The sequence below is a fragment of the Caballeronia sp. A2-2 genome, from assembly GCF_057612605.2.
In genome coordinates this window covers 920,756-937,233 of the sequence record NZ_CM172587.1, presented here as the reverse complement: position 1 = coordinate 937,233, position 16,478 = coordinate 920,756, and the positions used below count along the sequence as shown (strand labels likewise).

Here is a 16,478-nt window from a genome sequence, read left to right as displayed (position 1 = left end):
CTGTCGTGCTGAAGCAGGACCGTTCAGTCCGCACGCGTCCCGGTCACATTGATCTGACTCGTTTCGAGATCCAGCGAGCTTTGCACCATGAATTCGAGCGGATAGGGATCCATGTGAATCTCTCCACGCACCTCGAATGAAAGGACGTTGTGATGCGCCATCGCGTCGCCGCTTTCGAGCACGCGAATGACGAGCGAGTTCTTCATGAGACGCGGCTCGAAACGCTCGATCACGTCCCGGATGGTTTGCTCGACATCGGTCCACTGACGGGTCGCGAGGAACTCGCCGGCCAGCGGCGGGACACCGTAATTGATGGTCGATTTTGCCGCCGCGCCATAGCGCTCACGATCGATCTGGTCTTCGATGTTCGTGGTGTTGAGCAGGTAAATCAGATCGCGCTGGATGATGTCGCGCATCTGTTTGCGCGATACCGCGTACTCATCCGGCGACTCGGTCTGTCTGCGCGGCGCATCGTCACGCAGACGGTCGAGCAGCGTGGGCATCAACCTCGTGTTGGCGCGCCGCGGTGTGCGCGTCGCAACGGTATCACCGGGCGCGGAGGCGTTACGCCGGGTCATTCGCGTCCTCGTCCTGCGTCACGGCTTTGGCATCGATGCCTGCGCCAAAATCGCCGAGCAGCCATTCGAATACACCGAAATCACCCTGCGCCGTGGCCCACGTTTTCTGTCCGAACGCGATGACGCCCGTGCGTCCGACCTCGGTCCAGATGGTTTCGCGGCAGTGGCGAATGGCTTCGGCCTGCGCCTCGGACCCCGGATAACGCGCGGGCAAAAAACCGCGCACGGTGCTGCCGTCAATCAAGGTCAGCACGCAAGGCGCCCAGATCATGTCGATGACATCGTTCGGCGGCGTGACGTGCCACGCCGTGATGTCGGCGAACGGCACCCAGCGGTAATGACCCGCCGTGATGATTTCGCACACCGGACCGAAGCGGGAATCGCTGTCGGCAACCCATTCGGCGATGCCTTTGGGCGTGCTTGCGGCAGTCAGGGGCGCGGCATCGAGCGCGGCTTCGCGTGCGGCATCGGCCGCGTCTGTCTGGCCATCCGCCGACAGACGCAAGGCATCCACCAGCCCTTCCACCCAGGCCGGCGGCTCCATCACGAACGATGGACGTTCCTGACCCGCCATGACCTTCGCGCGGCGGATTTCAGCGCGGATCAGGTCTCGATACAACTGCGCCATGCGGTCCTGCTTGTTGAACTTGGCCCACACCTGCAACTGCTGAATCGCGCGGTCCCAGTCGCCCGCGACGCACATCAGTTGAAACAGCGCCCAGCGATGCTTCACCTCGGTCGGCTGCGCGCGGATTTGCCCTTCGATTTCCTGAATATCTTGCTCGAGTGACGTCATGTGATTTTCTCTTGATCTTCGTTATCGGTTTGTCTTGGCGCGACGAATGCGCTGTCGACTGACAGCGCGTGATATTCGCGGCGTGTAAGGGATGACGGCAGGTTGTTGGTCCGGCGCGCTTCGGCCGCGTGATACTCCGGCGGCGCGAAAAGGCGCAGCACTTCGGGCACGGGCTCGACGTGTACTTCATCGAGCGTGCCGGGCGTCATCTGGCCGAATGCGTCTTCGAGCGTGCGCTGGCCCGAGAGCAACACTTCGATGGACTCGTATTCCGATGACGCCTTCGGCGCTTGCCAGCCGCTTTCGGCCGCTTCGACCATGGGCGGAGGCGTCGATTCGTTGACGCCCCACGCCCACGAGCCCATCAGAACATCGTGTGGATCGGCCAGTGCGCGCCAGTATTGACGTTGCAGCGAATCGACGAGTTCCTGCGTGGCGGGGGACGCCGCGTCTGCGGATAAGTCCGCATCGTGCCGCGTGAACGCGAGTCCGGCTTCACTCGTGGATGCACCGACGAGGCCGAGAATGGGGTCGTCTTCCTGTGCGTCGGCGATGTCGGAGAGGAAGCTCACACGGTCATCGTTGACGTGCCGGGGGATGTCTGTGTCGATGACTACTTCGGAGTCCGCGACGTTCGAGCGACGCCGCCAAGGCAGGTGAAACTTGCGCATGCTTGAATATGCGTGGACGAAAAGGCGCTCATTAAACATTACGAAGGATAAAGCGTCTATCGAGATTGGTGCAGCGTGTTGATTCGTTACGCTGTCTTGAAAATGCCGGAATCCACGCCAAAGTTCGTTGCAGTGACGAAATGCTCCTCTTCGGCTGACTCACTTCACAAACCAGCACAAGGCTTTTTCAATAGGACTTTATGGTCCTTTTCAGCCTCATCCATATAAGACAATTTAAAGTCGCCGTTTTCAAACTTCATGTCTTGGGCAACGCTGGCAAAGCTGGTAGTTTTCATTGGAGCGGGCTTGAACCGAGTCACCTTCACATCGAAGTGTCTCTTGTTCGAACCCGTGAAACGGATAACGTCCGGTTCCTTCAAGAAGGCCACACACCGTTGTTGCTCGTCATAGGCAAGCACGTCGGAATACGTACCGATCAACCCTGTTCGATCAACAAGGAAAGTCGCGCTGCAATAAGACCCACAGCTCGACGTGACGCCTGCTGTATTGCCGAACCACTGCACGCTCACATTATCTGCAAGGCCCTCAAGCTTCCCGGATTTCAGGTTCGTTTTATAGGACGTCACACAATTCGCACCGTCACGATCGCATTTGACGGATATTTTCACGTCATGATCAGGTGAAGCAAAATCCTCTGCATGGGCTCCAAAAGCCAAACATGAAATCGTCAATCCTGCTAAATAATTTCTTGCTTTATTCATTCTCATTCTCCGCGGCAAATTTGTAATGCGCTGCATGGTCGAAGGCAGCGAAGCTTTCGAGTATCCGGACTTCGCTGCATCGGCGCCCTGTATCAAAGGCTCAACGCCCACCCACCTTCGCAGCAACCGGCAACCCCGGCGGCGGACCGCTATCCGGCAGGCTCATGAACGTGGGCATCGAACTCGGGCATTGAAACGACTTCAGTGCATCGCTCGTGATGGGATTGGCCACGCTGCCCGTGCCATCGAAATCGAGCACTGCATGCCGTCCGTCGAGGCTGAAGGTCACGCGCGTGCGTCCCGGCGTCGCGGTATCGCTCACCTGTCCCTTGCCGATCAGACGCATCAGCGCCCACGGACCGTCGATGGAAATCGTCGACGTCTCCGGCTTGATGCGCGGGCTCGCCGTCAGCTCCACATGCGCGCCGCCTCGCGGACCCGGCCATGTCACGGTGAACGGCGTGACCGGTCCGTGCTCGTAAAGCATCGTCTGTCCGTCGATGTCCAGCGTCAGCCCCATCACGTTGGGATCGAGTTCGGTAATGCGGATGTCGGTCTTCCACGTCATCTGCTTCCTGGTCGGGTCGTTGAAGAACACGTCGCGGATGATCTTCGCCTTCTGGAACGGCGTGAGGTCCGGACCTTGCACCGGCTCGGTCGCGCCGGGCAGCGTGCGATAACGCCACGGATTCGCCGAGGTATCGACGAACGGCGCCAGCGTCTTGACGAAGAAATCGTCGAGCACGCCGCCCTGCGCGAACATGCGCGTGAAGTCGTCGATGCTGACATCGCGCTGGCTCGTCGGTGAGAACGGATAGTTGCCTTCGACGATCAGCCGGCACGTATCGCCGACGACCGCCTGCATCTGCCGCGACAACAGTTGACCGATGCCTTGATTCACCTCGCGCGAGCCATTGGCGGCGAGTTGCAGCAGGACGGCGCGCAACGGCGCCGGCATGGTGTTGGCGGTCATCTTCAGTCTGGCGGCCGCGTCGCTCGCCGGCGGCATGCTGTTGTTGACGATCGCGTTATCGGAGATCGTCAGCGCGGTGTAGTAGTCGTTGAGCAGGGACGCCACGCCGTCGAGGCTCGTCTTGTCGGATGAAGCCGCAGCCGTCCCCGGCGAATTGGCCTGCGTGTCGGCGCTCCCGGTCACGACTTCGCGCAAGGCGGCGAAATGGCTATCGACGATATCCCGCTCCACCCGCTCCGACGCGCGAATCCCCAGCGTCTTGTCGGCCTTCTGAGTGAGCTGGCTCGCGGCCTTTTGCAGGAGCGAGCCATCGGCATCGGCCTGGCTTTGGGTCAGCGTCGTTTCGCGCACCGCCGCGCGCGCGAGGCGCGCCAGCGGCGAATCGGGTGCCGCGAAGCTGCGCAGCACCTGAAGATCGAAGGCGAGGCTCGTGCCGCTTACCGTGCGAATGTCGCCCAGAAAAGCATCCCATTGCTGGGCATATTCCATCAGGTATTGACGACGCACGGCATCGGTCAGAGCATCGTCGGCGCCGACCACGGACTGCACGAGGTCAGCAGTTTTTTTTTGAGCGTCGCCGAGGTAGGAACGGCCCATCACCCATGCATCGTTATCGCGGGCGATCTGAATGAACTCCGACAGCCGCTTGTCGAACAGGTTGCGATAGCCATCGTAGGTATAGAGCCCCGGCACGCCGCGCGACAGCGGTGCCCCGCTCGCCCGCGTGAACACGGTGCCCGCCTGCGGACCGACCGCGCGCAGCAAGGTGAACTCGTCGGGCGCCTCTTTCATCATCGCTTCCTTGGCGCGCTGATAGAGCCGTTCGGTGGCATTGCTGCCATCGAGAAACGCACGCGCCTGCTGGACGAGCGCATCGTTGCGAATCAACGGCGACTGCACCACGCGCTCGCCCGAGAACAGTTGCTCGACGTGCTCGATCATCGACGCACGCCCGCCGAACGCGGCGGCGCTGTCGTTTTTCGCCCAGTCGTCGAGCACCCACGCCTTCACGATATCCGCGTTGTACTTCGCCTTGTCGTACAGCATCAGATAAACGCGCAGCGCGTCGTACGTCTCGCTCGAATCATGGTTGGTCATGCCCTCCGTGATCACCGCTTCCATGCGTCGCACGATCTGCGGCATGAGCAGGTTGTTCTCCAGCGCGCTATAGGTCATGCGGCTTTCGCCCACGATGTCCTGCGGCGCGTAGAGTCCGTAGCGCCATGCGCTGTCGGGATCGGAAAGATCGAGTCCGGAGTAGGTCGGCAGATAACGCGCTTCGGTCAGCACGTCGGGGACGGCTTCCGGCTTCGGGTCCTTGTAGAGCGCGGTGACGCGCGCAGCGAGCGCATGAACCTTGCCTTCGATCGAAGTCAGATACTGGCTGTTGTGCCCGAAGCTGACATACAGGCCCAGCGCCAGCCAGACAAACAGCAGCAGCGCGAGCGCGTGGCCGATCAGGCGCAGCAAGCGGTAGCGATACTCCCAGCGCAGATTCGGCGTGACAAGATGCGCTTCCGGAAACACGACGCGGCTGAAGAGACTATGCAAGAAGAAACTCTGATGCGTCTCCGGCAGCACCGCAGCCGCCGGTCTTTGCGTCAGCGTCGAAATGAGCCGTTGCGTGATCGTGCGATGCTCCGCGACGAGTTCGCTCCCGCGTTGCAGCGCGCTCGTGAAGTACACGCCACGCAGGGTCGAATGCAGTTGCGTATCGTCGTAGCGGGAGTCGAGGAAAATGCGTTCGAGCAATTCGAGCAACGGCCGCATGAGCGCCTGAAATTCCTCGGGCAGCGTGCTCAGACGGCGGCGCCGGGCGACATCGTGTTCGTCCTGAAGGCGTGTGTCGATCGAGTCGGCCAGCCGGTCGGCGAGCGCATTCAGTTCGTCATGACAGCGCGCGCGCAAGCCCTCTTTCGCGATGGTCTCCTTGGCATACGGCAAGGTGAAGCCCCAGGTCTGCGCGCGGCCTTCCGAGGTCATCGAGCCGAAGTATTCGGAGAAGCCGCTCAGACGGTCCATCTTGGTGATCATCAGATAGACCGGGAAGCGAATGCCCAGCTCCTGACGCAGTTCGCTCAGACGCGCACGCAACGCCGCCGCTTCCGCGATACGCGTCTTTTCGTCGCCGTTCGTCAGTACTTCGAGATCGACGCTCAGCAGCGCGCCATTGATCGGCGCCCTCGGACGATGGCGACGCAGCATGCCGAGAAAGCCGAGCCATTCGGCACGGTCCATCTCCTGCCAGTCGATGACCTTCGCGGGCGCGGCCGGTTCGGCGTTCGTCTGCGCGTCATCGGCTGCCTTGTCCTGCTTCGGCGCGGCGACAGGAACGAGCGACGTCAGTTCGGCCGCCATGCGGCTCTGCGCCGATGACCCGTGACGCGTGTAGTAGCCGACCGTGTCGATCAGCACGGCGTCATTGGTGAGCCACCAGTCCACCGCGGCTGCATCGCCGGTCATTTCACCGGCGGCGCGTTGCATCTGTTCGGCCACCGGAAAGGTGAGCCCGCCGTTCAGGAGCGCGCTCGACTTGCCCGAGCCGTTCGAACCGAGCGTGATGTACCACGGCAACTCGTACAAATAACGCTGGCCTTGAAACAGCTTGCCGGGTCCGCGTGCGCCCGTGCGCATGGACTTCAAGCGCGCGATTGCATTGGCGACCAGCGGCTCCAGGCGCTTGAGGCGCGGCGCGGCCACCGATTCCTCTTTGTTGCGGCCGAACTGCAGGACCTTCTTGAGAAACGCCGTGTCCTCGCGCATCTTGCGGGCAATGCCGATCGCCCAGTAGATCGCGAACAGCAACAGCACAAAAGCGATCGCCATCAGGCGCGCGGAGGCGGGCTCGAACGGCCGCTCGTGCCCGAATGCAATCAACGACGTGGCCTGCCAGATCAGCAAGCACACGATCGCCGCGACGACGATGCTGATCCACCACCCGGCCAGCCAGAACAACACGCCGACGAACATCAGCGCGATCACCAGCACGCGCATGCCGACACTCGTCAGCGGCCTGATGTCACCGAACGAAAACGACGGCCCCACGAACCAGACCACCAGTCCGGCGACGACGAGCGCCACGAACGCGAGGAACTGGCGTGAGGCCAGAAACGATACGAACTTCTTCATGTGAATTTCCGGAAATCGAACTCGGCCGCGTTATTGCGCGACGATGATCGCGACGCGGCGGTTCTGTGCCCGGCCTTGCGCGGTTCGGTTATCGCCGATCGGATCGGCTTCGCCCTTGCCTTCGGCCGTGAGGCGGCTCGCCGAGATGCCGGCCGCCTGCAACATCTGCATGACCTGCGCGGCACGTTCTTCCGACAAGGCCTGATTGGATGCGAAGCTGCGGCTCTTGATCGGCACGTTGTCCGTGTAGCCGAGAACCGTGACCTTGCCCGGCACCTTTGCAATTTCACCCGCGATCTTGGCGATCAGCGGTCCCATCGTCTTTTGCACGGACGCGCCGCCCGGCTGGAACATGGCGTCGCCACGGAACGTCACCGCGCTGTGGCTGGCGTCTTCATCGACACTGACCGTTCCCGCCGCGATCTCGCCCGTGAGCAGCGTCTTCAGATGCAGCACGGCGGTCACCGGCGGCGGCGTCATATGACCGATGTCGGCGATCTGCTTCTGTATCTCCGCGCCACGCGTCATCAATTGATACTTGTAGACGCCGAACAGCCCGAGCAGACCCACGGCCAGAACCGTGACCGTGATCCACACCGGGAAGTCGTAGACGGAGATGCGCTTGCGTCCGGCGTCCGATTGCCAGTGCGGCGAGAGCGCCATCGGAACGGGATCGCGCCCGGAGGTGATCTCGGTGTAGAGCCGCTGACGCACGGCGTCGTGCTTGCGCGCGCCATCGCCGTCGTAGCGATATCGGCCGATAAAGCCGAGGCTCAGAATCCGATAGATCACTTCGAGCAACGGACGATGCTCGTCCGGCTCGTTCAGCAAGCGGCCGATCAGCAGATAGGTCTTGTCGCCGCCCTTGGTGTCTTCATGGAAGGTCGAGGCAAGCCCCTTGCGAATCCAGTCGGCGGCGGAATCGGTGTCGTGACCCCAGCTCGTTTGTCCGACGCTTTCGTCGAGCGCTGTGCAAAGGCAGTAGCTCGCACCGAGCATGTGATCGCGGCGAATGTTGGACTGTTCGCACAGACGCCGGAAACTGCGCACTTCCTGTTCGAGCAGATCGCGCAGCGTCGGGCTCGCGCCGGCTTCGAGGCGTTGCGGCATGTCGGCCAGCGTGCGCAGCAGCGGGCGGGCGGCTTCGAGCAGCGGATTGGGCGCGTCTTTGACGGCGTAGAGCCGGTCGCGATACGGGACCGCCGCGGCGGCCACGAGCGGCGTCGCGGACGTCGCCCCCGACAGATACGGTTCGTGCGTCGGCGAACCGGCGTCCTCCGATGAGAAGGCTCGGTTAGATTGATTGCTCATGGAGATACGTCTTCATGGATAACGCTAGGTTCGAGGCGGCGCACGCCGCCCCAGGGCTGCCGGATAGCTTCGGAATAGCTTTGGATTACGAAACGGCCAGAGTCGGTTGCAGGCTCACCAGCGTGCAACCGCAGATCGTGTGATGACCTTCCAGCGCGACCGGCTGTTCCGCGCACAGAAACGAGACCGCGCCTTCCGCGATCGCATTCGGACCGTGCTCGGTGCAGGTGACCGGATCGCCCAGACGCGCGATTGCGCGGCCGCTGATCGTATCCACCGGCGATCCTGCGATCACCGTTCCACCGAACGGCGCGAGCGTGTCGCCCACGATGATGACGTTTCGTGTCATGCAAGTTCTCCTTAAGCGCGCACGCCCCACAACTGCAGGTCGAGTTGCGGGAATTCACCGGCCACATGCAGCGCGAGACCACCGTGACGCGCCACTTCTTCCCATAGCGGACCGTGCTGCGTGAGTTCGAAGTAGAGATAACCCGCGTTGTACGGAATCTGGCGCGGCGCGACGGCCAGCGCCTGTAGCCCGATACCCGGCAAGTGGCTGCGCACGAGATCCTGCAACTTCTCGGAAGGACCGACCTTGGCTTGCGTCTGGAACTTCTGCTGCAAGACATCCGGCGGCATCGCTGCATTGACGGCCAGCACGACGGCCGCGAAATCGCGCATCTCCGACGGATCGATGACCGCGCTGGACAAGCCATGTCCCTGATCGGCCAAGCGCAACTTTTGCGCGCTTCGCACGAGCACTTGATTGAGCATCGCGTGGATGTCGTCGATCAGCGGCTTGAGGCAAAGATGCGGTTCGTGATGCGAATACGACGGCACGTATTGCCCCATCGCCGACATGGACCCGTGACCCGTCTCGGACATCCCGGATGGCAGCGGCCGGCGCGTGCCCGGCCGCAGATGCGTCGACAACTCGCCCGCCATGCCGAGCAACATCAGATAGAGATCGGCGGGCGACGTCGCCGGCACGAGCAAGAGGTGATTGAGTTGCGGCTCGTAGCGGTTCAGGATTTGCAGCAGCAGATAATCGCTGACGGTCGCGGCGCTTGCCGTGCTGTTGTCGCTGCCGGCCAGACGCGCGGCAAGCGCATCCGCGCGCATGCGCGCCAGGTCCTGAATCTTCGAGACCCAGCCGGTCAACAGTTCGTTCGCGCCGAAGCCCGCCACCGTCGGCACGAGCGTGGTGTCCACTTCGAGACTGCCGTCCGCGCGAATCGCGGTGACGCGCGTGAGCGGCAAGCCGATCCACGCATCGCCCATTTCTTTTTCCGGCACGAGACGCAAGCGCAGGCTCGACAACTGAACCGGCTCCGGCGCAAGGCCGATGGAATTCGTATCGCGCAATTCGGCGTCGAACACCTGATAGCGCGCGAGCGAATCGGGCGTGGCGTCGAACGTGGTTTCCTCGCAGTTCGGCAAGCGCACCGGCACGGCCAGGAAGATCACTTGCCCGAGGTGTTCCTGACGAATGGTGAGCGGCGCCGGAAGCGGCGTGTTGCCCGGCGCGTCGAACGGCGTGCCGTCGGCGAACAGTCCGGCGGCGGTTTGCAGAATGACCTTGCCGAGCGCGAGCGCTTCGACATCGAGCCGATAGTTCGTGAATCCGAAGAAGAACGGCGACAAGGGCGTCGCGCGCATGTGCGCGTATTTCTCGAAGTAGCGTTCCTGCTGCTGAAACAACTGCGGGCGGAAGAACAGACCTTCCTGCCAGGTAACCTTTGAATACCAACTCATGATGTCGTTCGCCTGATGACTCGTTGCGCCGGGTGCGTTACTTCTTTTCCGGCTTGATGGTTTCCGCGATCTTCACTGCCTTGGCTTCGAGCGTGATCGTCAGTTTCGCTTTGGGCGTGAAGTGGTACCACGCGGCGTCGGGTGCCGTCGGCAGCGTGTAGGTGTCGCGCCATACGACGTTGGGCAGATCCCGATACGCCGCGATCACGCCGATCGTGGTCGTCTCCGGGTCGCCCAGCCTGAAGATCGCCTTCGTGTCGCCGGGTCGCAACTGAAGCTGGTCGCGTCTGACGAGGTCATTGGCGAGCAACGTCTTGTCCTGCGCCTGCAACGAGAAGAAGTCGGCGCTCTTGAACGCGACATCGTTCTTCAACTCGTAGATGCGCACGACGATGGGCGCGGCACGACCTTTGTCGTCCGGGTTGACGTCGTTCTGCACCACGACGTTCATTTCGAGCCGGACCGGCTCCTTCGGCTTCGGGTCGCTGCTGCTCGCGCAGGCCGAGAGCCACAGCGCGCTCGCCAATGCCGCGATGATCAGGATCGAACGCATGCGAAAACTTCCTGTGTCCAGTGAATCCGGGGATGCAAATGGGCGTTCTCAAACGCTGAAGGCCCGGCGGGGGAAAATCCCCCGCCGGGCGCCAGACTACCGAGCCAAGGCGTTACGCTTCCTTGTTGCCCTTGATGTCGAAGCCAGCCGTCACTGCGCCGCCCGAACCGCCTTGCGCGTTCTGAACGACGTATTCCTGCTTGACCTTCGAGAACGACAGCGAGACGCTTTCGCGGCTCTTGTCGCTATCGTTGCGGCTGCCCGAAGGAGCCACGCGAGTCACGAGCACGTCGCTCATCGTGATCTTCAGGTATTCCAGCGGGCTGCCGCCGGCCTTGCGCATCACCAGCGTTGCCGCGTCGATGTGCTTGCCGGTCAGGGCGTACTTCATCAGGTTCGGGCTCGAACGATCGATGTTGTGTTCGAACACGAGGTCCGACACCGATGCCTTGCCGGCACCGCCGCCGCTGCCCGAGTGCATCGTCGATTCCTGACGAATTTCCCAGTTCCAGTTCAGGACTTCGATTTCATCCTTATGCTTGTCGTCCAGCGACTCGCCGGTAATACCGTCGATCTTCAGGAAGATGTCCTGTGCCATATAACTCCTTACGGGTTGTTGTTGTGATGACGCGTGCGTGCCGGGTCGACACGCGCTCGTCATCGAGACACGCGTCGAAGACGCGATTTCTTGTATTCAGTAACGGGCGGCATGACCGCCCTTCGCCTGATGCGGCTTTCGCTTACGCAGCGTCCTTGATCGACGGCAGCTTCGTGACCAGACGCAGCGACACCGTCAGGCCTTCGAGCTGGAAGTGCGGACGCAGGAAGAATCTCGCCTGGTAATAGCCGGGATTGCCTTCCACTTCATCGACCGCCACTTCGGCTGCCGCCAGCGGACGGCGTGCCTTCGTGTCCTGCGACGAGTTCACCGGGTCCGCATCGACGTAATGCATGACCCATTCGTTCAGCCAGCGCTGCATGTCTTCGCGCTCGCGGAACGCACCGATCTTGTCGCGCACGATGCACTTCAGGTAGTGCGCGAAACGCGAGCAGGCGAACAGGTACGGCAGACGCGCGGACAGGCTCGCGTTCGCGCTCGCGTCCGGATCGTGGTATTCCGCCGGCTTTTGCAGCGACTGCGCGCCGATGAAGGTCGCGTGATCGGTGTTCTTGCGGTGAATCAGCGGAATGAAGCCGTTTTTCGACAACTCGGCTTCGCGACGGTCCGAAATGGCGATTTCCGTCGGGCACTTCATGTCGATGCCGCCGTCGTCGGTCGGGAACGTGTGCGTCGGCAGGTTCTCGACCGTGCCGCCCGATTCCACGCCGCGAATCAGCGAGCACCAGCCGTACTGCTTGAACGAACGGTTGATGTTCACGGCCATCGCGTAGGCCGCGTTGGACCATGCATAGCGGTTGTGATCCGAACCGTTGGTTTCTTCTTCGAAATCGAACTCGTCGACCGGGTTGGTCTTCGCGCCATACGGCAGACGCGCGAGGAAGCGCGGCATGGCAAGACCGATGTAGCGTGCATCTTCGGTATTGCGCAGCGAGTTCCACGCCGTGTATTCGAGGTTCTGCGTGAAGATCTTGGTCAGGTCGCGCGGATTCGCGAGTTCCTGCCACGATTCCATTTGCAGAACCGAAGGCGCGGCGCCCGCAATGAACGGCGTATGCGACGCGGCAGCAACCTTCGCGATCGAGCCGAGCAGATCGACGTCGGGCGGCGTGTGGTCGAAGAAATAGTCGGCCACGAGGCAGCCGTACGGCTCGCCGCCCAACTGACCGTATTCTTCTTCGTAGATTTGTTTGAAGAGCGGGCTTTGATCCCACGCGACGCCCTTGAAGCGGCGCATCGTGCGATGCAGTTCGGTCTTCGACAGATCCATGAAGCGAATCTTCAGGTGCTCATCGGTTTCCGTGTTCGACACGAGGTGATGCAAACCGCGCCACGCCGATTCGAGTTGCTGGAAGTCCTCGTGATGCAGGATCAGATTGATCTGTTCGGATAGCTTATGGTCGATCTGGGCGATGATCGCCGCAATGCTCTTGTACGCGTCGTCGCTGATCGTGAGCGACTGCGACAGCGCCTGCTCGGCCAGCGTCTTGACCGCGAGTTCGACGGCTTCGCGCGCGTGCTCGGTCTTCGAGCGGAATTCCTTTTCGAGGAGTTGCGTGAAGTCGGATTGCGCGTACGCTGCCTGAGCCTCAGCGGCCAGTGCTTCTTTTTTCGTCATGGTTTGAGTCCTTGGGTCCGGTCGTCTTTCGGGCGAACTTATTGTTCGACGCCAGCGTCATCGCTGACCGCGCGCTCGGGCTTCGGCGCGGCGGCGAGCGACTTGAGCAGCGCCGGGTCCTTCAGCATCTGCGTGACGAGCGCTTCGGCGCCCGCCTTGCCGTCGATGTAGGTCTGCAGGTTGGCGAGTTGCGTGCGCGCGTCGAGCAACTGGCGCAACGGTTCGACCTTGGCGGCAATCGCGGCGGGAGAGAAGCTTTCCATGCTGTCGAAGGTCATGTCGACCATCAACTGGCCTTCGCCCGTGAGCGTGTTCGGCACGGCAAACGCGATACGCGGGCGGATCGCCTTCATGCGTTCGTCGAAGTTGTCGATATCGATGTCGAGAAAGCGGCGCTCGGAAACGGCCGGCAGCGCTTCGACCGGATGCTTGCCCGACAAGTCGGCGAGCACGCCCATGACGAACGGCAACTCCACCTTCTTTTCCGAGCCATAGACTTCGACGTCGTACTCGATCTGCACACGCGGCGCACGATTGCGCGCGATGAATTTTTGCGAACTGCTGGATGACATCAGGAGGCTCCGGGAATTGGGAGGAAAAAATGCGAAACGGCTTCGAATCCCGTCAAGCCGGCTCGCATGAAACCGCAAGCGACGCGTCGAACGTGAGCGCGTCGACCGGCGCGGCGTTCTTGTCGGCGATATCGATCGTCATGCGGCTGACCTTCGTCTTCGCGGCGAACGCATCGAGCCAGAGCGTGGACAGACGCGGCAGGATGTGTTGCTCGATGAAGCCGATCAGCACGCGCGCGCCGGTTTCCTGCACGAGACAGCGCGCCACGACGTAATCGACCACCGCCTCGCTGTAGTTCAACTCGATCTCATGGCTGTCGGCCATGCGTTTGACCACCCGGTTCAGGTGCAGACGCACGATGCTGGCAAGCGCGTCGTCGGCGAGCGGCCGATACGGCACGACCGTCACGCGACCGAGGAACGCGGCCGGGAACGCCTTGAGCAACTCGGGCGTGAGCGCGTCACGCAGGCCGGTGGCATCGGGCGCCAGCGATGCATCGGCGCACAGGCTCGATGTCAGATCGCTGCCGACATTGCTGGTCAGCAGGATCGTGGTATTGCGGAAGTCGATATGGCGGCCGTCGCCGTCTTCCATGTAGCCCTTGTCGAACACCTGGAAGAACATCTCGTGTACATCGGCGTGCGCTTTTTCGACTTCGTCGAGCAGCACCACCGAGTACGGACGCCGGCGTACCGCTTCGGTCAGCACACCGCCCTCGCCGTAACCGACGTATCCCGGAGGCGCGCCTTTGAGGCCCGACACGGTATGCGCTTCCTGATACTCGCTCATGTTGATCGTGATCAGGTTGTGCTCGCCGCCGTACAGCGCATCGGCGAGCGCCAGCGCGGTTTCGGTCTTGCCGACGCCGGACGGCCCCGCGAGCATGAACACGCCGAGCGGCTTTTTCGGATCGGCGAGACCGGCGCGCGCGGTTTGCACGCGCTCGCTGATCTGTCGCAGCGCGTCCCGCTGACCGATCACGCGTGCAGCGAGCGTGTCGGGCAACATGCGCACGGCGGTGATCTGGTCGGTCATCATCCGGCCAGCGGGAATGCCGGTCCAGTCGGAGACGATCTGCGCGACGATCGCGTCCTCGACTTCAGGGAACACGAGCGGCTGCTCGCCCTGCAACTCGGCGAGCGCGTGTTCGAGTGAGCGCAAGGTCGCGGGTGTCGGAGGTTCTTTCGCGTCGACGGCGGCGGACGACAGCACCGCTTCACGGGCAGCCAGAAGCGCCTGAGCGGCTTCGGCCTGTTTGCGCCAGTTGGCTTCGACGGTGGTTTCCTGCGCCGCCAGATCGTCGATGCGCGCGCGCACCGCGTTCAACGCACGTTCGGAGTCGATACCCACTTGCGCCTCTTGCGCGAGCAGTGCTTCCTCGGCGCGCGCAGCGGCGAGACGCTGACGCACGTCGTCGAGTTCGCGCGGCGTTGCATGCTGCGAGAGCGCGACGCGGGCGCAGGCCGTGTCCAGCAGGCTGATCGCCTTGTCGGGCAACTGACGCGACGGAATGTACCGATGCGACAACGCCACCGCAGCGCGAATCGCGCTGTCGCGCACGACCACGCCATGATGACGCGAGAAAGTCGGCACGAGGCCGCGCACCATGTCGACCGCCACGGCCTCTTTCGGCTCGCCGACCTGAAGCACCTGGAAACGCCGCGTGAGCGCGGGATCTTTCTCGATATGCCGCTTGTATTCGGACCACGTCGTGGCGCCGATCGTCCGGACGGTGCCGCGTGCCAACGCAGGCTTGAGCAGATTCGCGGCATCGCCGGTTCCGGCCTGTCCGCCCGCGCCGATCAGCGTGTGCATTTCATCCACGAAAAGGATGATGGGCACAGGAGACTTCGCGGCCGCTTCGAGCACGCCTTTCAGACGCGCTTCGAACTCGCCCTTCATGCTCGCGCCGGCCAGCAGCGCGCCGACATCGAGACTCAGCAGACGCACATCGGCGAGCTTGGGCGGGACGTTGCCCGACGCAATCGCGAGCGCCAGCCCTTCGACCACGGCGGTCTTGCCGACGCCCGCCTCGCCGGTCACGAGCGGGTTGTTCTGGCGACGGCGCAGAAGCACATCGATCAGCGTGCGGACTTCGAGTTCGCGGCCGATCACCGGATCGATCTCGCCAGCGCGAGCGCGCGCCGTCATGTCGGTGCAGAACTGGTCGAGGCCACCGTTCTTCGTGGCGGCGGGCAACGCACCGGATGCCTGACCGGGCGTCGAACCGGAATCGAATTCGCTATGGTCGTAGGAGCCGTCATCGGCTTCCGGCGAACCGTCGATCCACGCGGGCAACAGGTCATCGAGTTTATCGACCGGAATCTTCGCGAACGTGGATGAGATCGACAGCAGCATGCGGCGCAACTCCGGCTTGCCGACCAGCGCAGCCATCAGCCATGCACCGCGCACACGGCCGTCGCCGTAGCTCAGCGTGGCGAGCACCCATGCCTGCTCGATTGCCGATTCGATATGCCAGGAAAAATCGCTGATGGAACTGGCGCCTGCCGGCAGTGCGGACAAGGCGCGCGTGAAGTCGCGATCCAGCGCGTCGCGGTCGATACCGGCATGGCGCACGATGCGATGCAAATCGCCATCGGGCTGTTGAAGGATCTGATGCAGCCAGTGCACCAGCTCGACATAAGGATTGCCGCGTAACTTGCAAAAGGAAGTGGCGGACTCGATTCCCCGGTAAAGCGTGATTCCGAGTTTGCCGAAAAGTGCCTGGCGTGAAATCGTCATTTTTGGTCTTATTGCCTGTAGCTTTTAAAGCTTTGATATTTGCAGCTTCAACACGGCTGCTTTATTTGCCTGAACACGACTGAGTTTTTGAATTAGTTGCTTCAGACGAGGCGACATTATTCTGACGAGGAATAAGAACGTCAATGGAGAGAGATGAACTATCGATCACACATTACTTTATGCATCACTTTTGATTAAAAAATAATCGTTAGGCATGCCATTTCGATAGGCGTGACTTGTCGCCTGGACGGCGCGCCGGTTCGAAAAGATTTGAGATGGATAAATCGAATGCGCTTTTCTAGGCGCTGGTGTGGCGTGGCAAGCCTGAGATTGCGCGAACAGGGGAGCGGCAGGCTCGATCAATTATGGGAGCGGCTTTACCTGTTCGGGCTTGACTCTTTTATATTTTGCAGGCTGATCGTTCGCGTTAATCTGCCG

13 protein-coding genes are annotated in these 16,478 nt (G+C 62.0%); all 13 read right to left on the bottom strand.

Annotated elements, in window-relative coordinates:
* Nucleotides 1-23 precede the first annotated feature (23 nt).
* The 13 genes from tssE to tssH all read right to left on the bottom strand — a co-directional run bounded on the left by tssE (nt 24) and on the right by tssH (nt 16,040).
* Nucleotides 24-578 carry a type VI secretion system baseplate subunit TssE gene (gene tssE, locus ACZCWR_RS04495; RefSeq protein WP_487302524.1) on the bottom strand — a complete coding sequence of 185 codons (555 nt, stop codon included), beginning with the start codon at nt 576-578 and terminating at the stop codon, nt 24-26.
* Nucleotides 565-1,374, bottom strand: coding sequence for a type VI secretion system accessory protein TagJ (locus ACZCWR_RS04490; protein WP_487302523.1), 810 nt, complete (start codon nt 1,372-1,374; stop codon nt 565-567). The genes tssE and ACZCWR_RS04490 overlap by 14 nt, the downstream gene beginning before the upstream one ends.
* Nucleotides 1,371-2,045 (bottom strand): TagK domain-containing protein, encoded by a 675-nt coding sequence (locus ACZCWR_RS04485; protein WP_487302522.1) that lies wholly within the window; start codon nt 2,043-2,045, stop codon nt 1,371-1,373. Before ACZCWR_RS04485 ends, ACZCWR_RS04490 begins: the two co-directional genes overlap by 4 nt.
* A 164-nt stretch (nt 2,046-2,209) precedes the next feature.
* Nucleotides 2,210-2,767, bottom strand: coding sequence for a hypothetical protein (locus tag ACZCWR_RS04480; protein WP_487302521.1), 558 nt, complete (start codon nt 2,765-2,767; stop codon nt 2,210-2,212).
* Nucleotides 2,768-2,867: 100 nt separating this feature from the next.
* Nucleotides 2,868-6,869, bottom strand: a complete 4,002-nt coding sequence (tssM, locus tag ACZCWR_RS04475; RefSeq protein WP_487302520.1) for a type VI secretion system membrane subunit TssM — start codon at nt 6,867-6,869, stop codon at nt 2,868-2,870.
* 30 nt (nt 6,870-6,899) lie between these two features.
* A complete protein-coding gene (gene tssL / locus ACZCWR_RS04470) occupies nt 6,900-8,180 on the bottom strand; it encodes a type VI secretion system protein TssL, long form (protein ID WP_487302519.1) in 1,281 nt (426 codons plus the stop codon).
* A gap of 85 nt (nt 8,181-8,265) precedes the next feature.
* Nucleotides 8,266-8,529, bottom strand: a complete 264-nt coding sequence (locus ACZCWR_RS04465; RefSeq protein ID WP_487302518.1) for a PAAR domain-containing protein — start codon at nt 8,527-8,529, stop codon at nt 8,266-8,268.
* Nucleotides 8,530-8,540: 11 nt separating this feature from the next.
* Complete coding sequence (gene tssK, locus ACZCWR_RS04460; protein WP_487302517.1) at nt 8,541-9,935, bottom strand: type VI secretion system baseplate subunit TssK; 1,395 nt, start codon at nt 9,933-9,935, stop codon at nt 8,541-8,543.
* A 37-nt stretch (nt 9,936-9,972) separates the two neighbouring features.
* The gene (tssJ, locus tag ACZCWR_RS04455) at nt 9,973-10,488 is read right to left on the bottom strand and encodes a type VI secretion system lipoprotein TssJ (RefSeq protein WP_487302516.1); all 516 of its coding nucleotides are present in this window, start codon (nt 10,486-10,488) and stop codon (nt 9,973-9,975) included.
* A 112-nt stretch (nt 10,489-10,600) separates the two neighbouring features.
* Entirely contained in the window at nt 10,601-11,086 is a 486-nt protein-coding gene (locus tag ACZCWR_RS04450) for an Hcp family type VI secretion system effector (protein WP_487302515.1), read from the bottom strand.
* Between the two features lie 142 nt (nt 11,087-11,228).
* Nucleotides 11,229-12,725 carry a type VI secretion system contractile sheath large subunit gene (gene tssC / locus ACZCWR_RS04445; RefSeq protein ID WP_487302514.1) on the bottom strand — a complete coding sequence of 499 codons (1,497 nt, stop codon included), beginning with the start codon at nt 12,723-12,725 and terminating at the stop codon, nt 11,229-11,231.
* Between the two features lie 38 nt (nt 12,726-12,763).
* Nucleotides 12,764-13,297: a type VI secretion system contractile sheath small subunit gene (tssB, locus tag ACZCWR_RS04440; RefSeq protein WP_487302513.1), complete on the bottom strand. Its 534-nt coding sequence runs from the start codon at nt 13,295-13,297 to the stop codon at nt 12,764-12,766.
* Between the two features lie 52 nt (nt 13,298-13,349).
* Nucleotides 13,350-16,040, bottom strand: a complete 2,691-nt coding sequence (gene tssH / locus ACZCWR_RS04435; protein WP_487302512.1) for a type VI secretion system ATPase TssH — start codon at nt 16,038-16,040, stop codon at nt 13,350-13,352.
* Nucleotides 16,041-16,478 lie beyond the last annotated feature (438 nt).